The organism is Belnapia sp. AC561 (assembly GCF_979252845.1).
In genome coordinates, this window is the sequence record NZ_CEEDBP010000039.1 from 39,443 (window position 1) to 60,651 (window position 21,209).

The 21,209-nt window shown below is 68.5% G+C and carries 17 protein-coding genes; 16 read left to right on the plus strand and 1 reads right to left on the minus strand.

Features of this window, described 5'->3' with window-relative positions; all coding sequences use genetic code 11:
* Positions 1–4: 4 nt before the first annotated feature.
* The 16 genes from nuoG to dnaE all read left to right on the plus strand — a co-directional run bounded on the left by nuoG (position 5) and on the right by dnaE (position 20,254).
* Entirely contained in the window at positions 5–2,008 is a 2,004-nt protein-coding gene (gene nuoG, locus AC0IW9_RS24650; protein WP_471650962.1) for an NADH-quinone oxidoreductase subunit NuoG, read from the plus strand.
* Between the two features lie 5 nt (positions 2,009–2,013).
* On the plus strand, positions 2,014–3,024 hold the full coding sequence (gene nuoH, locus AC0IW9_RS24655; RefSeq protein WP_471650963.1) for an NADH-quinone oxidoreductase subunit NuoH: 1,011 nt from the start codon (positions 2,014–2,016) through the stop codon (positions 3,022–3,024).
* A gap of 10 nt (positions 3,025–3,034) precedes the next feature.
* The gene (gene nuoI / locus AC0IW9_RS24660; protein WP_471650964.1) at positions 3,035–3,523 is read left to right on the plus strand and encodes an NADH-quinone oxidoreductase subunit NuoI; all 489 of its coding nucleotides are present in this window, start codon (positions 3,035–3,037) and stop codon (positions 3,521–3,523) included.
* A gap of 13 nt (positions 3,524–3,536) precedes the next feature.
* A complete protein-coding gene (locus AC0IW9_RS24665) occupies positions 3,537–4,223 on the plus strand; it encodes an NADH-quinone oxidoreductase subunit J (protein WP_471650965.1) in 687 nt (228 codons plus the stop codon).
* On the plus strand, positions 4,223–4,531 hold the full coding sequence (gene nuoK, locus AC0IW9_RS24670) for an NADH-quinone oxidoreductase subunit NuoK (protein ID WP_471650966.1): 309 nt from the start codon (positions 4,223–4,225) through the stop codon (positions 4,529–4,531). The genes AC0IW9_RS24665 and nuoK overlap by 1 nt, the downstream gene beginning before the upstream one ends.
* Positions 4,532–4,535: 4 nt before the next feature.
* Entirely contained in the window at positions 4,536–6,446 is a 1,911-nt protein-coding gene (nuoL, locus tag AC0IW9_RS24675) for an NADH-quinone oxidoreductase subunit L (RefSeq protein WP_471650967.1), read from the plus strand.
* Positions 6,447–6,448: 2 nt separating this feature from the next.
* Positions 6,449–7,960, plus strand: a complete 1,512-nt coding sequence (locus AC0IW9_RS24680) for an NADH-quinone oxidoreductase subunit M (protein WP_471650968.1) — start codon at positions 6,449–6,451, stop codon at positions 7,958–7,960.
* 4 nt (positions 7,961–7,964) lie between these two features.
* Positions 7,965–9,386 (plus strand): NADH-quinone oxidoreductase subunit NuoN, encoded by a 1,422-nt coding sequence (nuoN, locus tag AC0IW9_RS24685; protein ID WP_471650969.1) that lies wholly within the window; start codon positions 7,965–7,967, stop codon positions 9,384–9,386.
* Positions 9,383–10,120 carry a biotin--[acetyl-CoA-carboxylase] ligase gene (locus tag AC0IW9_RS24690; protein ID WP_471650970.1) on the plus strand — a complete coding sequence of 246 codons (738 nt, stop codon included), beginning with the start codon at positions 9,383–9,385 and terminating at the stop codon, positions 10,118–10,120. Before nuoN ends, AC0IW9_RS24690 begins: the two co-directional genes overlap by 4 nt.
* 3 nt (positions 10,121–10,123) lie before the next feature.
* Positions 10,124–10,927, plus strand: coding sequence for a type III pantothenate kinase (locus AC0IW9_RS24695; RefSeq protein WP_471650971.1), 804 nt, complete (start codon positions 10,124–10,126; stop codon positions 10,925–10,927).
* 121 nt (positions 10,928–11,048) lie between these two features.
* Positions 11,049–12,719: a ribonuclease J gene (locus tag AC0IW9_RS24700; RefSeq protein ID WP_471650972.1), complete on the plus strand. Its 1,671-nt coding sequence runs from the start codon at positions 11,049–11,051 to the stop codon at positions 12,717–12,719.
* Between the two features lie 66 nt (positions 12,720–12,785).
* Positions 12,786–13,046 carry a DUF1467 family protein gene (locus tag AC0IW9_RS24705; RefSeq protein ID WP_471650973.1) on the plus strand — a complete coding sequence of 87 codons (261 nt, stop codon included), beginning with the start codon at positions 12,786–12,788 and terminating at the stop codon, positions 13,044–13,046.
* A 491-nt stretch (positions 13,047–13,537) separates the two neighbouring features.
* Positions 13,538–14,848 carry a proline--tRNA ligase gene (proS, locus tag AC0IW9_RS24710; RefSeq protein WP_471650974.1) on the plus strand — a complete coding sequence of 437 codons (1,311 nt, stop codon included), beginning with the start codon at positions 13,538–13,540 and terminating at the stop codon, positions 14,846–14,848.
* An 8-nt stretch (positions 14,849–14,856) separates the two neighbouring features.
* Positions 14,857–16,113, plus strand: a complete 1,257-nt coding sequence (locus tag AC0IW9_RS24715; RefSeq protein ID WP_471650975.1) for a lipoprotein-releasing ABC transporter permease subunit — start codon at positions 14,857–14,859, stop codon at positions 16,111–16,113.
* Positions 16,106–16,786, plus strand: coding sequence for an ABC transporter ATP-binding protein (locus AC0IW9_RS24720; RefSeq protein ID WP_471650976.1), 681 nt, complete (start codon positions 16,106–16,108; stop codon positions 16,784–16,786). The genes AC0IW9_RS24715 and AC0IW9_RS24720 overlap by 8 nt, the downstream gene beginning before the upstream one ends.
* Positions 16,787–16,801: 15 nt before the next feature.
* Positions 16,802–20,254 (plus strand): DNA polymerase III subunit alpha, encoded by a 3,453-nt coding sequence (dnaE, locus tag AC0IW9_RS24725; RefSeq protein WP_471650977.1) that lies wholly within the window; start codon positions 16,802–16,804, stop codon positions 20,252–20,254.
* On the opposite strand, the gene AC0IW9_RS24730 is transcribed toward dnaE, so the two are convergent.
* Positions 20,251–21,209, minus strand: a 959-nt coding sequence (locus AC0IW9_RS24730) for a methylated-DNA--[protein]-cysteine S-methyltransferase (protein ID WP_471650978.1), incomplete at its 5' end; no start/stop codon positions are given. The genes dnaE and AC0IW9_RS24730 overlap by 4 nt on opposite strands.

Consider the following 21,209-nt stretch of genomic DNA (forward strand, 5'->3'; position numbering starts at 1 on the left):
ACCCATGGCGAAGGTTACCGTCGACGGGATCGAAGTGGAGGTGCCGAACGGCGTCTCCGTGCTGCAGGCCTGCGAAGCGGCCGGCAAGGAGATCCCGCGCTTCTGCTACCACGAACGTCTGAGCGTCGCCGGCAATTGCCGGATGTGCTTGGTCGAGGTTGAGAAGGCGCCGAAGCCCATCGCCTCCTGCGCCTATCCGGTCGCGGATGGCATGAAGGTCTTCACCGACAGTCCGATGGTCCGCAACGGCCGCCGCGGCGTCATGGAATTCCTGCTGATCAACCACCCGCTGGATTGCCCGATCTGCGACCAGGGCGGCGAGTGCGACCTGCAGGACCAGGCGGTCGCCTTCGGCAAGGATGCCAGCCGCTACCGCGAGGAAAAGCGGGCGGTGAAGGACAAGTACCTGGGCCCGCTGGTCAAGACGATCATGACCCGCTGCATCCAGTGCACCCGCTGCGTGCGCTTCGCGACGGAGGTTGCCGGCGTGCCGGAGCTCGGCGCGACCAACCGCGGCGAGAACATGGAAATCGGCACCTATGTCGAGAAGGCGCTGACCACCGAGCTGTCGGGCAACCTGATCGACATCTGCCCGGTCGGCGCCCTGACCAGCCGGCCCTATGCCTTCGTCTCCCGGCCCTGGGAGCTGCGGAAGACCGATAGCGTCGACGTGCTGGATGCGACGGGCACCAACATCCGAATCGACGCCCGTTCGGGCGAGGTGCTGCGGATCATGCCGCGCACCAATGACGACGTGAACGAGGAATGGATGGCCGATCGCGGCCGCTTCGCCTTCGACGGGCTGAAGCGTCGCCGGCTGGACCGGCCCTGGCTGCGCAAGGGCGGCAAGCTGGTGCCGGCGACCTGGATGGAAGCCTTCACCGCCATCGCCGAGGGCTTCCGCGGCAAGAAGCTCGGCGCCGTGGTCGGCGACCTGGTGGATGCCGAGGCGACCGTGGCGCTGCGCGACCTGATGGCGGCGCTGGGCAGCACCCATCTCGAATGCCGGGTCGACGACGCGGCGATCGATGCCTCGCGGCGCGACTTCTACACCTTCAATACCGGCATCGCCGGGATCGAGGAGGCGGATGCGCTGCTGATCATCGGCAGCAATCCGCGGCTCGAATCGCCGGTGATCAATGCCCGCATCCGCAAGCGGGTGGTGGCCGGCAACTTCCCCATCGGCTTCATCGGCCCGCGCGGGCTGGACCTGACCTATGGCCATGACTGGCTGGGTGAGGGGGGCGCGGCGCTGACGGCGATCGCCGGCGGCAGCCACCGCTTCAACGAGGTGCTGCGCGCGGCCAAGAAGCCGATGCTCATCCTCGGCCGCGGCGCGCTGACCCGCGGCGACGGCGCCGCGGTGCTGGCGGCGGCCTGGCAGATCGCGGCGCAGAACAACATGCTGCAGGCGGATTGGCACGGCTTCAACATGCTGCACCAGTTCGGCGGGCAGGTGGCGCCGCTCGACCTCGGCTTCACCACCGGCATCCCGGCCGATGTGCAGGGGCTCTGGCTGCTGGGCGCCGAGCCCGGTGGCGTGCCGGATGGGGCCTTCGTGGTCTATCAGGGCCACCATGGCGAGGCCGGCGCGGCACGGGCCGACGTCATCCTGCCGGGCGCGGCCTATACCGAGAAGGACGCGACCTGGGTGAATACCGAGGGCCGCGTGCAGCGCGGGCGCCTCGCGGTCTATCCGCCGGGCGAGGCGCGGGAGGATTGGAAGATCATCCGCGCCGCTTCCGAACTGCTCGGCGCCCGGCTGCCCTATGACAGCCTCGACGGCGTGCGGGCCCGGCTGGCCGAGGTGAATCCGGTCTTTGCCGGCGACGGCTTCGTGCCGCATGGCTGCACCGATCAGGCCGGCCCGGCGGGCGAGGTGGCGACGGTGTCCGCCGCGGCCTTCACCCCGGCGGTCGCCAACTACTGGCAGGCCGATGTGATCAGCCGCGCCTCCGCCACCATGGCGGAATGCGCGCGGACCTATCTGCCCCAGGCTGCGGAGTAGGCGGGATGGATGCTTTTCTCGCCTCGCCCATCGGGATCCTGGCGATCACGGTGGCGCAGACCCTGGCGCTGCTGGTGCCGGTGCTGATCGGTGTCGCTTACCTGACCCTGGCGGAACGCAAGGTGCTGGCGGCGATGCAGCTGCGGCGCGGGCCGAACGTGGTCGGCCCCTTCGGCCTGCTGCAGCCCTTCGCCGATGCCATCAAGATGCTGATGAAGGAAACGATCATCCCCTCCGGGGCCAATCGCTTCCTCTTCGTGCTGGCGCCGATCCTGCTGTTCATGCTGGCGATGATCGCCTGGGCGGTGATCCCGGTGCAGGATGGCTGGGCCATCGCCGACATCAACGTCGGGATCCTGTACCTCTTCGCGGTCAGCTCGCTCGGCGTCTATGGCGTCATCATCGCCGGCTGGGCCAGCAACTCGAAATACGCCTTCCTCGGCGCGCTGCGCTCGGCGGCGCAGATGGTCAGCTACGAGGTCTCGATCGGCTTCGTCATCGTGACCGTGCTGCTTTGCGTCGGCTCGCTGAACCTCTCGGACATCGTCCGGGCGCAGGAGCGGGTGTGGTTCTTCATCCCGCTCTTCCCGATGTTCGTCATCTTCTTCATCAGTGCATTGGCCGAAACCAACCGGGCCCCCTTCGACCTGCCGGAGGGCGAGTCCGAGCTGGTGGCCGGCTTCTTCGTCGAATACTCCAGCATGTCCTTCGCGCTGTTCTTCCTCGGCGAATACGCGAACATGATCCTGATGTCGGCGCTGACCACCATCCTCTTCCTGGGTGGCTGGCATCCGCCGATGCATGTGGAGCCCTTCATCTGGATCCCGGGCTTCGTCTGGTTCGCTCTGAAGATCGCGCTGCTTCTCTTCGTCTTCATCTGGGTACGGGCCACCTTCCCGCGCTACCGCTACGACCAGCTGATGCGGCTGGGCTGGAAGGTCTTCCTGCCTTTCAGCCTGGTCTGGCTGATCCTGACGGCGGCGGTGCTGAAGCTTGCCGGCTGGCTCCCGGCCTAAGGATCGCGTCATGGCAACCCTCGACCGCGTCGCCCGCAGCCTGCTGCTGACCGAGATCGTCTCGGGCATGGCGCTGACCTTTTCCTACCTCTTCAAGCCGAAGGTCACGATCAACTACCCCTTCGAGAAAGGGGCGATCAGCCCGCGCTTCAAGGGGGAGCACGCGCTGCGCCGCTACCCCAATGGCGAGGAACGCTGCATCGCCTGCAAGCTGTGTGAGGCGGTCTGCCCGGCGCAGGCCATCACCATCGAGGCCGAGCCACGCGAGGACGGCAGCCGCCGCACCACGCGCTACGACATCGACATGACCAAGTGCATCTATTGCGGGATGTGCGAGGAAGCCTGCCCGGTGGATGCCATCGTCGAGGGGCCGAACTTCGAGTTCAGCACCGAGACCCGGGAGGAGCTGCTCTACGACAAGAACCGGCTGCTCTCGAACGGTGACCGCTGGGAGCCCGAGCTGGCCAAGCGGCTCGAACTCGACGCCCCCTATCGCTGAAGCGGATACCCCGATGATCGCCGCTCTCGCCTTCTACCTGTTCGCCGCCATCCTGATCGCCTCGGCGGTCATGGTGGTGACGGCACGCAACCCCGTCCATAGCGTGCTCTTCCTCATCCTCGCCTTCTTCAATGCCGCGGCGCTGTTCCTGATCGCGGGGGCGGAGTTCCTGGCGATGATTCTGGTCATCGTCTATGTCGGCGCGGTCGCGGTGCTGTTCCTCTTCGTCGTGATGATGCTGGACATCGACTTCGCCCGGCTGCGGGAGGGCTTCCAGCGCTATGCCCCGGTGGGCGCGGTGGTCGGCGCCATCCTCTTCCTCGAGCTGCTGCTGGTGCTCGGCAGCTGGACCTTCGCCGACCAGTCGGCGGAGCTGCGGCTCTCGCCCAATCCGGGCGGGGACGTGACCAATGCCATGGCGATCGGCCGCATCCTCTATACGGACTACGTCTACCTCTTCCAGGCCTCGGGCCTGATCCTGCTGGTGGCGATGATCGGGGCGATCGTGCTGACCCACCGGAAGTCCACCGCCTCGCGCCGGCAGAACATCGGGGCGCAGGTTTCGCGCAGCGGCTCCGTCTCGCTGGAGAAGGTGCCGAGCGGCGTCGGCATCGGCGTGCTCGGCATCCGCCGGCCGCCGGAACCCGAGCCGGAGAAGCCGGCGGTCACGCATGATACCGGGCACGGGAGCCACCACTGATGGAGATCGGGCTCGCCCATTACCTGACCGTCAGCGCGATCCTGCTGGTGCTCGGCATCTTCGGCATCTTCCTCAACAGGAAGAATGTCATCGTCATCCTGATGAGCGTGGAGCTGATCCTGCTCGCGGTGAACCTGAACTTCGTGGCCTTCTCGGCCTGGCTGAACGACCTCACCGGCCAGATCTTCGCCATGTTCGTGCTCACCGTCGCCGCGGCGGAAGCTGCCATCGGGCTCGCCATCGTCGTCGTCTACTTCCGCAACCGCGGCAGCATCGAGGTCGAGGATATCTCGACGCTGAAGGGCTGAACCCATGTTCGTTGGCGCGATCTTCTTTCCCCTGCTGGGCGCCTGCCTCAGCGGATTCCTCGGACGCTGGCTTGGCGACAGGCTGGCCCAGTGGTGCACCGTGGCCTGCATGGCGCTGGCCGCCGTCTGCGGCAGCCTCGCCTTCGGCCAAGTGGCCTTCGACAGCCATCCGGCGACCATTCCGCTGCTGACCTGGATGGACGTGGGTGGCCTCGAGTTCTCCTGGGCGCTGCGCTACGACACGCTCAGCGTGGTGATGGTGGCGATGGTCACCTTCATCTCGACGCTGATCCATCTCTACTCGGTCGGCTACATGTCGCATGACGCGACGCCGGCGCGCTTCTTCGCCTATCTCAGCCTCTTCACCTTCATGATGCTGATGCTGGTGACGGCGGATAACCTGGTCCAGCTGTTCTTCGGCTGGGAGGGCGTCGGCCTCGCCTCCTACCTGCTCATCGGCTACTGGTACGACCGCGAGAGCGCGAACCGCGCGGCGATGAAGGCCTTCATCGTCAACCGCGTCGGCGACGTGGCCTTCATGCTGGGCGTGGCGCTGACCTTCTTCGTCTTCGGCAGCGTCGAGTTCGACACCATCTTCGCCAGCGTCGCCGAGCACGCGAACGACCGCTTCGCCGGCCTCCCGGCGATCGAGCTGATCGGCGTGCTCCTCTTCCTCGGTGCCTGCGGCAAGTCGGCGCAGCTCGGCCTGCATACCTGGCTGCCGGATGCGATGGAGGGGCCGACGCCCGTCTCCGCGCTGATCCATGCGGCGACCATGGTGACGGCCGGCGTCTTCCTGATGGCGCGCATGTCGCCGATCATGGAATACGCCCCCGTCGCCCTGCAGATCGTCACCGTGGTGGGCGCCAGCACGGCGCTGTTCGCCGCGACCATCGGCTGCGTGCAGAACGACATCAAGCGGGTGATCGCCTATTCCACCTGCTCGCAGCTCGGCTACATGTTCTTCGCCGCGGGCGTGGGCGCCTATCAGGTGGCGATCTTCCACCTTTTCACCCATGCCTTCTTCAAGGCGCTGCTCTTCCTCGGCGCCGGCAGCGTGATCCATGCCATGTCCGACGAGCAGGACATGCGCAAGATGGGCGGCATCTGGACCAAGATCCCGGTGACCTATGTCGTCATGTGGATCGGCAGCCTAGCCCTGGCCGGCATCCCCTTCTTCGCCGGCTACTATTCGAAGGACGCCATCCTGGAAGCGGCCTTCGCCTCGCATAGCGTGGTCGGCCTCTATGCCTTCGTCTGCGGGCTGGTCGCCGCCTTCCTGACCGCCTTCTATTCCTGGCGCCTGCTGATCATGACCTTCCACGGCAAGCCGCGGGCGGATCACCACACCATGGAGCATGTGCACGAAAGCCCGGCGGTCATGCTGATCCCGCTGCTGCTGCTGTCGGTGGGTGCGGTGCTGGCCGGCGCGGTCTTCGCGCCCTTCTTCATCGGCGAGCACGAGCACGAATTCTGGAACGGCGCGATCTTCAACGGCGCGCACAACCACATCCTGCATGCGATGCATGAGGTGCCGGAATGGGTGCCGCTGGCGCCGACCGTCATCGGCGTGGTCGGCATCGCGCTGGCCTATGTCATGTACATGTTCGCGCCGGGCATCCCGGCGCGGCTGGCGTCCAGCTTCCGCGGGATCTACCTGTTCCTGCTGAACAAGTGGTACTTCGACGAGCTCTATGACGCGATCTTCGTGCAGCCGCTGCGTCGCCTGGCGCGGCAGCTCTGGAAGGTCGGCGATGCGCAGATCATCGACGGCATGCCGAATGGCGCGGCGGGGCTCGCCGCCGGCGTGGCGCGCGGCGCGGTGCGGCTGCAGACCGGCCGGGTGGCGAACTACGCCTTCACCATGATCATCGGCCTCGTCATCTTCGTCTCTCTCTTCCTGATCGGGCGCTGAGAATGAACGCCGCCGGCTTCCCGCTCCTCTCGCTGCTCACCTTCCTGCCGCTGGCGGGTGCCGCCATCATCATGTCCGTCCGCGGGGATGAGGCGGTGGTCGCCCGCAATGCCCGCTGGGCGGCGCTCTGGACCAGCCTCATCGTCTTCCTGCTGAGCCTCATCCTCTGGGTGAAGTTCGACCATGCCTCCTCCGGCTTCCAGTTCGAGGAGAAGCTGGCCTGGCTGCCGGAATTCGGCGTCGGCTACCACATGGGCGTCGACGGCATCTCGGTGCTGTTCGTCCTGCTGTCGACCGCGCTGACGCCGCTCTGCATCCTTGCCTCCTGGGAATCGGTCACCACCCGGGTGCGGGACTACATGGTCTCCTTCCTGGTGCTGGAGACGATGATGGTCGGCATGTTCGCCGCCCTCGACTTCATCGTCTTCTACGTCTTCTTCGAGGCCGTGCTGATCCCGATGTTCCTGATCATCGGCATCTGGGGCGGGCCGCGGCGGGTCTATGCCGCCTTCAAGTTCTTCCTCTACACGCTGCTCGGCAGCGTGCTGATGCTGCTGGCCATCCTGTATCTCTGGTACAATGCCGGCACGACCGATATCCCGGCGCTGTTCGAGTATGCCGTGCCGCGCTCGGCCCAGACCTGGATCTTCTTCGCCTTCCTCTGCTCCTTCGCGGTAAAGGTGCCGATGTGGCCGGTGCATACCTGGCTGCCGGATGCGCACGTGGAAGCCCCGACCGCCGGATCCGTCATCCTCGCCGGCGTGCTGCTGAAGATGGGCGCCTATGGGTTCCTGCGCTTCACCCTGCCGCTGCTGCCCAATGCCAGCGCCGAATTCGCGCCGCTGATCTTCGTCCTGTCCATCGTCGCCGTCGTCTACACCTCCCTGGTGGCGCTGGCGCAGGAGGACATGAAGAAGCTCATCGCCTATTCCTCCGTGGCGCATATGGGCATCGTCACGCTCGGCATCTTCACCTTCAACCAGCAGGGTCTCTCGGGCGCGCTCTTCACCATGCTGGCGCATGGCGTCGTCTCCGGCGCGCTCTTCCTCTGCGTCGGCGTGCTCTACGACCGGCTGCATAGCCGCGAGATCCTGCGCTACGGCGGCACTGCCAAGGTGATGCCGGCCTATGCGCTGGTCTTCATGCTCTTCACCATGGCCTCCATCGGCCTGCCGGGGACCGCCAACTTCGTCGGCGAGTTCCTGGTCATCGTCGGGGCCTGGGGGGTCAATCCCTGGGTCGCCTTCGGCGCCGCGACCGGCATGGTGCTGGGGGCCTGCTACATGCTCTGGCTCTATCGCCGCGTTTCTTTCGGGGCCATCACCCGGGACGACGTGCGGGCGCTGCTCGACCTCAGCCCGCGCGAATATGCGGTCTTCGCGCCGCTCATCATCCTGACCCTCTGGATGGGCATCTATCCGCAGCCCTTCCTGTCCTTCTTCGAGGCGACCGTCGCCGCGCTGGTCGCGCGGCACGAGGCCGCCCTGAGCATCAGCCGCCTGGCGGGAATGTAAGACCATGGAATGGACCCTTGCCCTGCCGGAGCTCGTCCTCGGCTGCGCCGGCCTGCTGCTGCTGCTGGTCGGCGTCATCCCGAAGAAGGAAAGCTTCTTCCCCATCACCATGGGCGCCATCGGCGCGCTGCTCTTCACCGCCGTGCTGGTGCTCGGCCAGGGGGAGGGCACGGCGCTCGCCGGCCACTACGTCGCGGATGGCTTCAGCAACTTCATGAAGGTGCTGACCCTCGGCGCCGCCGCGGTCAGCCTGCTGCTCTCGATCGACTTCAACGAGAAGGAAGGCCTGGGCCGCTTCGAGTATCCGGTGCTGGCGGTCTTCGCCACGCTCGGCGCCATGGTCATGATCTCGGCCAACGACCTGATGTCGCTCTACATCGGGCTCGAGCTGCTCTCGCTGCCGCTCTATGTCATCGCCGCCTTCAACCGGGACAATGCGCGCTCGGCCGAAGCCGGGCTGAAGTATTTCGTCCTCGGCGCGCTGGCCTCGGGCCTGCTGCTCTATGGCACCTCGCTGGTCTATGGCTTCGCCGGCACCACCAACTTCGACCGGCTGGCGGATGCCTTCTCGGCGCAGCAGGGCGTCTCGGCCGGCGTCATCGTTGGCGTGGTCTTCGTCATCACCGGCCTCGCCTTCAAGATCTCCGCCGTGCCCTTCCACATGTGGACGCCGGATGTCTATGAGGGCGCGCCGACGCCGGTGACCGCCTTCTTCGCCTCCGCCCCCAAGGTCGCCGCCATCGCGCTGCTGGCGCGCGTCCTGCTCGGCCCCTTCGGCGACCTCATCGCCCAGTGGCAGCAGGTGATCCTGCTGATCTCCATGGGCTCGATGATCCTCGGCGGCTTTGCCGCCATCGGCCAGACCAACCTGAAGCGGCTGATGGCCTATTCCTCCATCGGCCACGTCGGCTATGCGCTGATGGGCCTCGCGGTCGGCTCGGACATCGGCCTGCGCGGGTTGCTGGTCTACATGGCGATCTACGTCTTCATGAACCTCGGCACCTTCGCCGTGCTGGTCGCCATGCGCCGGCAGGGCCGGGCGGTGGAGCGGATCGAGGATCTCGCCGGGCTCGGCCGCACCGATCCGACGACCGCCATGTGGATGGCGATCTTCATGTTCTCCATGGCCGGCATCCCGCCGCTCGCCGGCTTCTTCGGCAAGCTGTATGTCTTCCTCGCGGCGGTGCAGGGCGGCTTCTGGACGCTGGCCGTCATCGGCGTGCTGACCAGCGTGGTCTCGGCCTACTACTACCTCCGCGTGGTCAAGGTGATGTACTTCGACCAGCCGGTCGGCGCGCTCGACCAGGCGCCCGCCAGCCTCACCATCGTCATGGCCGGCAGCGGGTTGTTCACCCTGCTGTTCTGCCTCTGGCCGGCACCGATGCTGGCGGCGGCCCAGGCCGCGGCGGCGGCGCTGCTGGGGTGACACTTCCGCCCGGTTGGCGGCTGGAGGTGCATGAGGCGCTGCCCAGCACCTCCGACCGCATCGCCCAGGCGGCGGAAGCGGGGGAGGCCGCGGGGCTGGCGGTGCTGGCGCTGCGGCAGACCGCGGGGCGGGGCAGGGCAGGCCGGGCCTGGACCTCGCCGCCCGGCAATCTCTATCTCTCCATGCTGCTGCGCCCGCCGGGTCCGGTGCGGGAGGCGGGGCAATGGTCCCTCCTCGCCGGCGTCGCCCTGGCCGAGGCGGCCCGGTCGCTGGACCCCGCGCCGGCGGCACTACGGCTGAAATGGCCGAACGACCTGCTGCGGCATGGCGCCAAATGCGCGGGCATCCTCACTGAAAGCGCCCTGGCGGCGGATGGCACGCTGGACTGGATCAGCCTCGGCATCGGGGTGAACCTGGCGCATGCCCCGGCGCTGCCGGACCGGCCGACCACCTGCCTCGGCGCCGTGGAAGCTCCGGAGGATTTCGCCGCCCGGCTGATCGTCCGGATCGACCATTGGGCCCGGCGCCAGGCGGCCGAGGGATTCGCCCCGGTCCGCGTCGCCTGGATGGCGCATGGGCCTGAGCTCGGCGCGCCCCTGGTCCTCCGCGCCGGGCCGATTCCCGGCGGGGCCTATGCCGGGCTTGCCGAGGACGGCGGGCTGCTGCTGGAGGTCGACGGCCAGTGCCACATCATCCGCAGCGGCGAGATCCACCATCGGGCGGAGGGCCCCTAGGCCATGCTGCTGGCCATCGACGCCGGGAATACCAACGTCGTCTTCGCCGTGCATGACGGCCAGGAATGGCGCGGCCGCTGGCGCATCGCCACCCGGCCCGACCGCACCTCGGATGAATATGCCGTCTGGCTGCTGGCGCTGCTGCAATACTCCGGCCTCAAGCCCGGCGACGTCCACCGCTGCGTCATCGGCACGGTGGTGCCGGCGGCGCTCTACAACCTCCGCCGCCTCTGCCGGGAGTGGTTCCTGGCCGAGCCCCTGGTCGCCCGCGCGGTGCTGGACTGGGGATTCGAGATTCGGGTGGACCGCCCCGGCGAGGTCGGCGCCGACCGGCTGCTGAACTCCCTGGCGGCGCACCGGCATTACGCCGGTCCCCTGGTGGTGGTCGATTTCGGCACCGCGACGACCTTCGACGTGGTCGATGCCGATGGCGCCTATCTCGGCGGCGTCATCGCCCCGGGGATCAACCTTTCGCTCGAGGCGCTGCATGGCGCCGCCGCCCGGCTGCCGCGCATCGGCATCGGCCGGCCGCAGGCGGTCATCGGCCGGGATACCGTGGCCGCCATGCAATCCGGCATCTACTGGGGCTATGTCGGGCTGATCGAGGGCATCATCGGCCGGATCCGGGCGGAACAGGAGGCCGGGATGAAGGTCGTCGCCACCGGCGGCCTCGCCCCGCTGCTGGCCGAGGGCACGGCGGTGATCGAGCGGATCGACCCCGATCTCACGCTGGAGGGGCTTCGCCTGTTGGCGGATCGCAACCCGGTCCCCACCTTAGGGAAAACACCCCTGCGCGATCCGGGTTGAAGCGGCCCCCTTGACCGGGACCAAGGTCAGCGCTCCGGACCGCGAAGGAATCGATCGCGGTATGAAAGGCTGGGGCCAAGTTGCCGGCGCAACCGGCGCGACTATGCCCTAGAAGGGAAGCATGAACGATTTTATTGGCTCGGCCGCACCTGATGCGGCCGATGATCTTGCCTTCATCCCGCTCGGCGGGACCGGCGAGATCGGGATGAACCTCAACGTCTACCGATGCGACGGCAAGCTTCTGGCCATCGATTGCGGGATCGGCTTCGGCGGGCCCGAGATGCCGGAAGTCGAGGTCATGGTCCCCGACCCGGTCTGGCTCTCCGAGCGCCGGGACCGCCTGGTCGGCCTGGTCATCACCCATGCGCATGAGGATCACGTCGGCGCCGTGGCCCATCTCTGGCCGCAGCTGCGCTGCCCGATCTATGCCGGGCCCTTCGTCGCCGCCGTGCTGCGGCGGAAGCTGGGCGAGGCCGGGCTGAACGGCGAGGCCAAGGTCATCACCGTGCCGCTCAGCGGCAGCGTCTCCCTCAAGCCCTTCGACCTGCAGTTCCTCCGGGTCGCCCATTCGGTGCCGGAGGCCCAGGCGGTCGCCATCCGCACCCGGCATGGGCTGGTGGTGCATACCGGCGACTGGAAGCTGGATCCGGAGCCGCTGATCGGCCTGCCGACCGACGAGGCCGCCTTCGCCAAGCTGGGCGAGGAGGGCGTCCTCGCCATGGTCTGCGATTCGACCAATGCGCTGGTCGAGGGCCATTCCGGCTCCGAGGCCGAGGTGCGGCGCAACCTCGCCGCCATCATCAAGGGGCTGCGCGGCCGGGTCGCCGTGACCTGCTTCGCCACCAACGTCGCCCGGGTCGAGAGCATCGCCCGCGCCGGTCAGGCGGCAGGGCGGCAGGTGGCGCTGTTCGGCCGCTCGCTCCGCAACGCCGAGGCCGCGGCGCGGGAATGCGGCTACCTCCGGGAGATCGAGCCCTTCGTCTCCGAGGAGGAGGCCGGCTTCATCCCCGACGACAACCTGCTCATCATCTGCACCGGCAGCCAGGGCGAGCCGCGCTCGGCGCTGGCCAAGATCGGCGCCGATACCCACCCCGCCATCGCCCTGGGGGAGGGGGATACCGTCATCTTCTCCTCCCGCATGATCCCGGGGAACGAGCGCGGCATCCTGAAGCTGCAGGACGAGCTGGCCCGGCGCGGCTGCCGGATCATGACCGCCGACGACCATATGGTGCATGTCTCCGGCCATCCGGCGCGGGACGAGCTCAAGCGCCTCTATGCGCTGGTGAAGCCGAAATACGCGGTGCCGGTGCATGGCGAATGGCGCCACCTGTCGGAACATGCGGCGCTGGCCCAGGACCTCGGCGCCATCCCGGTGCTGGTCGAGGATGGCGACGTGCTGCGGCTGTCCCCGGGCAAGCCGGATGTGGTGGAGGGGGTGCCGACCGGGCGCCTCGCGCTGGACAATGGCCGGCTGCTGCCGCTCTCGGGCGGCGTGCTGGCGGCGCGCAAGCGGATGCTCTTCAACGGCGTGGTGGTGGCGAGCTTCGCCGTCGACCAGAACGGCCGGGTGCTGGGCACGCCGCAGGTCTCGGCCCCCGGCCTGTTCGAGGGCGGCGACCATGATTCGGTCCAGCTCGCGGCCGATCTGGCCCGGGCGGTCGGCGACCTGCCGAACTCCCTGCGGCGGGAGGACGACGCGCTGCGCGAGGCGGCGCGGACCGTGCTGCGCAAGGCCATCGGCCGGCGGCTGAAGAAGCGGCCGAATGTCGAGGTGCATCTGCTGCGCGTCTGATTATTCCGGCACCCTCCGGGCCGCCGCGGCCTTGTCGCGGCGGCAAACCGGGACCACACACGGCGCATGAGCCTCGTCAGCGCCGTCGTCGTCTATTTCCTCATCTGGTGGGTGGTGCTTTTCACCATCCTGCCGATCGGCACCCGTCCGGATCCGGAGAGCGATGCCGAGAGCGGCTGGCGCGGCACGCCGCAGGCGCCGCGACTCTGGCGCAAGGCGCTGATCACCACGCTGGTGTCGGGGGTGATCTTCGTCGGAGTCTACCTGTGGATCTCCAGCGACTTCATGAGCTTCCGCAGCGGCTGGTGGGCGATGCCCGAAAATTGAGCGACTTTCCCGCCAATTGGCGGGTGTCGCTTTCTTTTTGAACTTTTCGGGTCTAGCAGCTTCTTTTTTCGGCGACCCGGGCATCGATTGCGGTTGTGCCTCGTTAGTCACCGGCGCCATCATGATGACAGAGAGAGGGTTGGTCCTCTTTCTGCCGTGTGACTGGCGTTTCCTCCCTAAACTCGGGCCGTATCCTACGGGGTACGGCCCTTTTTTTCGTTTACTGCACCGCTGGCGTTTCGCCAAGGCATATCCAATGCCGAGGCACAAATTTCTTTCACATTCGTGCGCACCGCAGCGCAGCATCGAAAGAAAATTGCGGCAGTGCAGCAGCGCAGTCGACCGACCGGGGAGGGCGCCGGGCATCCCGGCCCAGGCAGCCGGGGACCGGCCCTTTGCTTCGCCGGGGCGGGGTGCGGTCTGGCCCCTGGCGGAGCGGGCCCGCCGCCCCTAGTGTCCCGCCGCCATATCCTCTCCTCCAGGAGCCTGCCTTGCGCCTGTCCCGCGCCTTCCTGCCGACCCTCAAGGAAACCCCGGCCGATGCGCAGATCGCCTCGCACCGGCTGATGCTGCGCGCGGGCATGGTCCGGCAGACCAGCGCCGGCATCTATGCCTGGCTGCCGCTCGGCTGGCGGGTGCTGCAGAAGGTCGAGCAGATCGTCCGCGAGGAGCAGGACCGCGCCGGCGCTCAGGAAATCATGATGCCGACCATCCAGACCGCCGATCTCTGGCGGACCAGCGGGCGCTACGACGCCTATGGGCCGGAGATGCTGCGGCTGAAAGACCGGCACGACCGGGAGATGCTCTACGGCCCGACCAACGAGGAAATGGTCACCGACATCTTCAAGACCTACGCCAAGTCCTACCGGGACCTGCCGCGCAACCTCTACCACATCCAGTGGAAGTTCCGGGACGAGGTCCGCCCGCGCTTCGGCGTCATGCGCGGCCGCGAATTCCTGATGAAGGACGCCTACAGCTTCGACCTGGACTATGCCGGGGCGCAGAAGTCCTACCGCCAGATGTTCGTCGCCTATCTCCGCACCTTCGCCCGGATGGGGCTGAAGGCCATCCCGATGCAGGCCGATACCGGCCCGATCGGCGGCAACCTTTCCCATGAATTCCTGATCCTGGCGGAAACCGGCGAGAGCCAGGTCTACCTGCACCGCGACCTGCTCGAATTCGATGCGCTGTCCCAGCCGGTCGACTACGACGGCGACCTTTCGCCGGTCATGGACTTCTGGACCAGCCGCTACGCCGCGACCGACGAGAAGCACGACGAGGCCGCCTGGGCCCAGGTCCCGGCCGACCGCCAGGTCTCGGCGCGCGGCATCGAGATCGGCCATATCTTCTACTTCGGCACCAAGTACAGCGCCGCGATGGGGCTGCAGGTGGCCGGGCCGGACGGCAAGATGGTGGTGCCCGAGATGGGCAGCTACGGCATCGGCGTCTCCCGCCTGGTCGGCGCCATCATCGAGGCGAACCACGACGAGGCCGGCATCCGCTGGCCGGAAGCGATCGCCCCCTTCAAGGTCGCGGTGCTGAACCTGAAGCAGGGCGATGCCGCCACCGATGCGCTGTGCGACCGGATCTACGCGGCCTTCGACCCGGATGCGGTCTACGACGACCGCGCCGACCGGGCCGGGGTGAAGTTCGCCGATGCCGACCTCATGGGCTATCCCTGGCAGGCCATCGTCGGCCCGCGCGGCGCGGCGGCCGGCAAGGTGGAGCTGAAGCACCGCGCGACCGGCGAGCGGCTGGAGCTGTCGCTCGAGGATGCCATCGCCCGCATCAAGGGCGCCTGATCCGCATCATGTTCAATGCCTTCGAGCGGGCCGTCGCCTTCCGCTACCTGCGCGCCCGCAAGGGGGAGCGCTTCGTCTCGGTCATCGCCATCTTCTCGCTGGTCGGCATCGCCCTCGGCGTCGCCACCCTGATCATCGTGATGAGCGTGATGAACGGCTTCCGGCAGGAGCTGCTGGGCCGCATCCTCGGGCTGAACGGCCATATGGGCGTCTATGCCGCGGATGGCGGGCCGGTGCGGGACTACGACCCGGTGGCCGCGGCGATCCGCGCCGTGCCCGGCGTGGTGATGGCGACGCCCATCGTCGAGGGCCAGGTGCTGATGACCAGCGAGCAGGGCGGCGCCGCCGGCGGCCTGGCGCGCGGCATCAAGCCGGAGGACCTGAAGGCCAAGGCGATCATCGCCACCAACATCCGCCGCGGCTCGCTCGCCGGCTTCGAGGGCGAGGATGCCATCGTCATCGGCACCGGCCTCGCCAACAAGCTGCGGGTGGGCGTCGGCGACCGGGTGAGCCTGGTCTCGCCGCAGGGCCGCACCACGGTGCTCGGCACCCTGCCGCGGGTCCGTGCCTATCGGGTCGTCGCGCTCTTCAACGTCGGCATGAACGAATACGACAGCACCTTCGCCTATCTGCCGATGGCGGCGGCGCAGCTCTTCTTCCAGACCGGCGATGCCGCGACGCAGATCGAGGTCTTCGTCCAGGACCCGACCCGGGTGCGGGCGGCCAATACCGAGATCCGCCGGGCGCTCGGGGCCGAACGGCCGGTACGGATCGTCGACTGGCAGGATGCCAACAGCAGCTTCTTCAACGCGGTGCAGGTGGAGCGGAACGTGATGTTCCTCATCCTCACGCTCATCATCATCGTCGCCGCCTTCAACATCGTCAGCAGCCTGATCATGCTGGTGAAGGACAAGGGGCGGGACATCGCCATCCTGCGCACCATGGGGGCGACCAGCGGTTCGATCCTGCGCATCTTCCTGCTCTGCGGCGCCTCGGTCGGCATCGCCGGGACGCTGATCGGCTTCGGCCTCGGGCTGGTCTTCTGCCTGAACATCGAGACCATCCGCCAAGCGCTGCAGTCGCTCACCGGAACCGAGCTGTTCAACGCGGAGGTCTATTTCCTGAGCCAGCTGCCCGCCGTGGTGGACCCGCATGAGGTGGTGCAGGTGGTGCTGATGGGGCTTGGCCTCTCGCTGCTGGCGACGGTCTATCCCAGCCTGCGCGCCGCGAAGCTGGATCCGGTGGAGGCGCTGCGCAATGAGTGAGGCCCCGCTGCGCCTGCAGGGCGTCTCCCGCCGCTTCCGCACCGAGGCGGGGGAGCTGCCGGTGCTGACCGATGCCGAGATGGTGCTGCAGGCCGGGGAGATCGTCGCCCTGGTCGCCCCCTCCGGCACCGGCAAGTCCACCCTGCTGCACCTCGCCGGGCTGCTGGAGAAGCCCGATGCGGGGGAGGTCTTCGTCGCCGGCCGCGCCGCCGGGACGCTCTCCGACGATGCCCGCACCGCCATCCGCCGGACCGAGATCGGCTTCGTCTACCAGTTCCACCACCTACTGCCGGAATTCACGGCGGAGGAGAACGTGGTGCTGCCGCAGATGGCCAATGCGGTGCCCCGCGCCGCGGCGCGGGAGCGGGCGCGGAGCCTGCTCGCCAGCTTCGGCCTGACCGGGCGGGAGCATCACCGCCCCGGCCGCCTCTCGGGCGGGGAGCAGCAGCGGGTCGCCATCGCCCGCGCCCTGGCCAATGCGCCGCGCATCCTGCTGGCAGACGAGCCGACCGGGAACCTCGACGTCGGCACCTCGGAGCTGGTCTTCACCGAGCTGCTGGCCGCCGTGCGCGGGCAGGGGGTGGCGGCGCTGATCGCGACCCACAATCCGGCGCTGGCGGCCCGGATGGATCGGGTCGTCACCCTTCGCGATGGGCGCGTGGTCGCCGCCTGAGCTAGACTGGAGGCCATGAGCGACTCGGCCCCCGGCTTCATCCACCTCCACGTCCATTCCAGCTATTCCCTCTCCGAGGGGGCCATCAAGGCGGAGAAGCTGGCCTCGCTGGCCAAGGACGCGAAGATGCCGGCGGTGGCGCTGACCGATACCGCCAATCTCTTCGGCGCGCTGGAATTTGCCCAGAGCTGCTCGGGCAAGGGCATCCAGCCCATCATGGGCTGCCAGCTCTGGCTCTCCCGCACCGCCTCGGACCCGCGGCCGGAGGCGGAGCGCCAGCCGCCCGACCCGATCGTGGTGCTGGCGATGGATGCCCAGGGGCTGGACAACCTCCAGCGGCTCTCCTCCCGCTCCTTCCTCGGCGCGGATGCCTCCGGCCGGCCCTGCATCACCCTGCCCATCCTGGAGGATCATGCCGCCGGGCTCTTCCTGCTGACGGGGGGCACCTGCGGCCCGGTGAACCGGCTGCTGTCCGAAGGCCGGCGGGATCCGGCGGAGGCGCTGCTGCGCCGCCTCGCCGCACTCTTCCCGGGCCGCATCGCGGTCGAGCTGCACCGCCACGGCCTGCCGGTGGAAAAGCAGGTCGAGCCGCCGCTGCTGGCCCTGGCCGATGCCCTCGCCCTGCCCATCGTCGCCGCCAACGACGTCTATTTCGCCACCCCCGCGATGCATGAGGCGCATGACGCGCTGCTCTGCATCGCCGAAAGCCGCCTGCTGTCCGAGAAGGAGCGCCGCCGGGTCACCCCGCAGCACTGGTTCAAGCCGGCCGCCGCCATGTGGGAGCTTTTCGCCGACCTGCCGGAGGCCTGCGACAATACCCTGGCCATCGCCCGCCGCTGCGCCGTGATGGCCGAGACCAAGAAGCCCGAGCTGCCGATGTGCCCCAAGGTGCAGCCTGGCATGACCGAGGCCGAGACGGTGCGGGACATGGCGCGGCGCGGCCTGGAAGGCCGGCTGGATGCGCTGGGGATCGAGGGCGAGGCGCGCAGCCCCTACACGACCCGGCTCGAATACGAGCTCGGCGTGATCGAGAGCATGGGCTTCGCCGGCTACTTCCTCATCGTCGCCGACTTCATCCAATGGGCCAAGGCGCAGTCGCCGCCGATCCCGGTCGGGCCGGGGCGCGGCTCGGGCGCCGGCTCGGTCGCCGCCTGGGCGCTGCAGATCACCGACCTCGACCCCTTGCGCTTCGGCCTGCTGTTCGAGCGCTTCCTGAACCCCGAGCGCGTCTCGATGCCGGATTTCGACATCGACTTCTGCCAGGACAAGCGCGACCAGGTCATCGACTACGTCCGCCGCGAATACGGCCAGGACCGGGTCGCCCAGATCATCACCTTCGGCAAGCTGCAGGCCAAGGCGGCGGTCAGGGACTGCGGCCGGGTGCTGGGCATGCCCTATGGCCAAGTGGACAAGGTCGCCTCGCTCATCCCCTTCAACCCGGCCAAGCCGGTCACCCTGGCCCAGGCGATCGAGGGCGAGCCGCGGCTGCAGCAGCTGCGCGACACGGACGAGCAGGTGGCGCGGCTGCTCGAGATCGCCAACCAGCTCGAGGGCCTCTACCGCAACGCCTCGACCCATGCCGCCGGCGTGGTCATCGGCCGGAAGCCGCTGATCGACATCGTGCCGCTGTATCGCGACCCGCGTTCGGAAGGCCTCATCACCCAGTACTCGATGAAATACGTCGAGCAGGCCTCACTCGTTAAATTCGACTTCCTCGGCCTGAAGACCCTGACCGTCATCGAGCAGGCGCTGACCATCCTGAAGGGCCAGGGGACCGACGTCGACATCAACGCCATCCCGCTGGATGACGCGAAAACCTACGAGATGCTGCGGAAGGGCGATGCCGCCGGGGTCTTCCAGTTCGAAGGCCAGGGCATGCGGGATTGCCTGCGGCAGATGCGGGTCGACCGCTTCGAGGACCTGATCGCCGCCGTCTCGCTCTACCGCCCCGGCCCGATGGCCAACATCCCCGCCTATTGCCAGCGCAAGGCCGGCGAGGCCTGGGAAAGCCCGCATCCGAAGATCCATCCCATCCTGGAGGAGACCTTCGGCATCATGGTCTACCAGGAGCAGGTGATGCAGATCAGCCAGGAGCTGGCGGGCTACTCGCTCGGCGGCGCCGACCTGCTGCGCCGCGCCATGGGCAAGAAGATCGCCAAGGAGATGGAGCAGCAGCGCGCCATCTTCACCGAGGGCGCGGTCGGGAACGGCATCGAGCCGGCCAAGGCGACCGAGATCTTCGACATGATGGCGAAGTTCGCGGAATACGGCTTCAACAAGTCGCATGCCGCGGCCTATGCGCTGGTCAGCTACCAGACCGCCTGGCTGAAGGCGAACCACACCGTCGCCTTCCTCGCCGCCTCGATGACGCTCGACCTCGACAAGACCGACAAGCTGGCCGGCCACATGCAGGAATGCTCGCGCCTCGGCATCCCGGTGCTGCCGCCCGACATCAACCGCTCCGGCGCGGTCTTCCTGGTCGAGGTCATGGACGACGGCAAGCCGGCGATCCGCTTTGCGCTGGCCGCGGTCAAGCGGGTCGGCGCGGCGGCGATGGAGGCGCTGGTCCGGGCGCGCAACGCGACCGCGCCCTTCGCCTCGGTGGCGGATTTCGCCCATCGGGTGGACCCGAAGCTGCTGAACAAGATGATGGTCGAGAACCTGGTCAAGGCCGGCGCCTTCGACCGGATGGAGCCGAACCGCGCAAAGCTGCTCGCCGGCGCCGAGGTGGTGCTGCGCGCCGCGCAGGAAGCCGCCGAGCGCCGCGCCGACCCGACCGCCGACATGTTCGGCACGAGTGCCGGCCCGGTGCCGCTGCGGCTGAAGCCGGTCAACGACTGGCCGCAGCTCGAGAAGCTGACCTATGAGGCGGAGGCGGTGGGCTTCCATCTCTCGGCCCATCCGCTGGATACCTACAAGGCGGTGCTGAAGCGGCTCGGCGTGACGCCCTTCCTCGCCATCGCCGACCGCGCCCGCACCGGCCCGGTGAGCCTGAAGCTGGCGGGCACGGTGGTCGCCACCAAGGAACGGCCGACCCGGACCGGCAGCCGCATGTGCTGGGCGACGCTCTCCGACCAGACCGGCAGCTTCGAGGTGACCCTCTTCTCCGAGGTGCTGAACCGCTCGCGCGACCTGCTGGTCGAGGGCACCGCCGTGCTGGTCTCGGCCGAGGCCAAGCTCGAGAACGACAGCTTGCGGCTGACGGCCAACGGTCTGGAGGGTCTGGAGAAGGCCGCCCAGAACGTCGGCCAGGGTATCCGGCTCAAGCTCGAGGGTTTCGCCGCGGTGGACCGGATCCGCGAGCTGCTGCTGCGGGAGGGCCGGGGCAAGGGGCGGGTCGTCGTCATTGCCCAGACCGGGGAGGGGCAGGAGGTGGAAATGGCCCTGCCCGGCGGCTTCAATGTCTCGCCCCGGCTGACGCAGGAGATGGCGGTGGTGCCGGGGGTGGCCGAGGTCGAGGCGGTCTAGACTGCCTCTCCCTTGGCCTCCGCCTTGGCGCCTGCCTTCTCCTTCGCCAGCAGCGCCCGCTTGCGCGGCACGCCCCAGCGGTAGCCGGTCAGGTCGCCGTCCTTGCCCACCACCCGGTGGCAGGGCACCGCCAGGGAGACGTGGTTCTGCGCGCAGGCCCGGGCCACCGCCCGCACCGCCTTCGGCGCCCCGATGGCGACCGCCATCTCCCCATAGGTCCGGGTCTGGCCGAGGGGGATGGCCTGCAGTGCCTCCCAGACCCGCCGCTGGAAGGCGGTGCCGCGGAGATCCAGCGGCAGGGCCAGCGCCGCCTTCGGCTCATCCAGGAAGCCCACCACCTGGCGCACCGTCTCGGCCAGGGCCTCGGGCGCCGGCTCGATCCGCGCCTGGGGGAAGCGGTGGCGGACGTCGCCCTCCAGCGCCGCGAAATCCTCGGCGAAGCCGATGAAGCAGACGCCGCTGCCGGTGGCGCCGACCATGACCGGGCCGAGCGCGCTGGTGGCGGTGGCGATGCGGATGGTCTCGCCGGCGCCGCCGCGCCGGGCCGCGCCCGGGGTCATGCCGAGCACCCGGCCGGGGGCGCCATAGACCCGGCTCTCGCTGCCGTAGCCGGCGCCGGCGACCGCTTCGGCCACCCGGTCCCCGGCGGCGAGCGATGCCTGCAGCCGGCGGGCGCGGACGGAGGCGGCATAGGAATGCGGGGTCACGCCGGTGATCTCCTTGAACAGCCGGAAGAAATGATGCCGGGCATAGCCGGCGCGATCGGCCAGCGCCGCGAGGGAGGGGATGCCCTCGCTGGCCTCGATCAGGTCGCAGGCGGCGCGGATGGCGGCGGCATGGATCGCCGCGCGCTCCCCCTTCGGGTCGCAGCGCTTGCAGGCGCGGAAGCCGGCGGCCTCGGCGGCCGGGGCATCGGCGTAGAAGCGGACGTTGCGCCGCAAGGGCGGGCGGGAGG

What these genes read in the sequence shown, in the direction of transcription:
- nuoG (WP_471650962.1), top strand. Translation starts at nt 5, where the DNA reads ATGGCGAAGGTTACCGTCGACGGGATCGAAGTGGAGGTGCCGAACGGC.
- nuoH (WP_471650963.1), top strand. Translation starts at nt 2,014, where the DNA reads ATGGATGCTTTTCTCGCCTCGCCCATCGGGATCCTGGCGATCACGGTG.
- nuoI (WP_471650964.1), top strand. Translation starts at nt 3,035, where the DNA reads ATGGCAACCCTCGACCGCGTCGCCCGCAGCCTGCTGCTGACCGAGATC.
- AC0IW9_RS24665 (WP_471650965.1), top strand. Translation starts at nt 3,537, where the DNA reads ATGATCGCCGCTCTCGCCTTCTACCTGTTCGCCGCCATCCTGATCGCC.
- nuoK (WP_471650966.1), top strand. Translation starts at nt 4,223, where the DNA reads ATGGAGATCGGGCTCGCCCATTACCTGACCGTCAGCGCGATCCTGCTG.
- nuoL (WP_471650967.1), top strand. Translation starts at nt 4,536, where the DNA reads ATGTTCGTTGGCGCGATCTTCTTTCCCCTGCTGGGCGCCTGCCTCAGC.
- AC0IW9_RS24680 (WP_471650968.1), top strand. Translation starts at nt 6,449, where the DNA reads ATGAACGCCGCCGGCTTCCCGCTCCTCTCGCTGCTCACCTTCCTGCCG.
- nuoN (WP_471650969.1), top strand. Translation starts at nt 7,965, where the DNA reads ATGGAATGGACCCTTGCCCTGCCGGAGCTCGTCCTCGGCTGCGCCGGC.
- AC0IW9_RS24695 (WP_471650971.1), top strand. Translation starts at nt 10,124, where the DNA reads ATGCTGCTGGCCATCGACGCCGGGAATACCAACGTCGTCTTCGCCGTG.
- AC0IW9_RS24700 (WP_471650972.1), top strand. Translation starts at nt 11,049, where the DNA reads ATGAACGATTTTATTGGCTCGGCCGCACCTGATGCGGCCGATGATCTT.
- AC0IW9_RS24705 (WP_471650973.1), top strand. Translation starts at nt 12,786, where the DNA reads ATGAGCCTCGTCAGCGCCGTCGTCGTCTATTTCCTCATCTGGTGGGTG.
- AC0IW9_RS24715 (WP_471650975.1), top strand. Translation starts at nt 14,857, where the DNA reads ATGTTCAATGCCTTCGAGCGGGCCGTCGCCTTCCGCTACCTGCGCGCC.
- AC0IW9_RS24720 (WP_471650976.1), top strand. Translation starts at nt 16,106, where the DNA reads ATGAGTGAGGCCCCGCTGCGCCTGCAGGGCGTCTCCCGCCGCTTCCGC.
- dnaE (WP_471650977.1), top strand. Translation starts at nt 16,802, where the DNA reads ATGAGCGACTCGGCCCCCGGCTTCATCCACCTCCACGTCCATTCCAGC.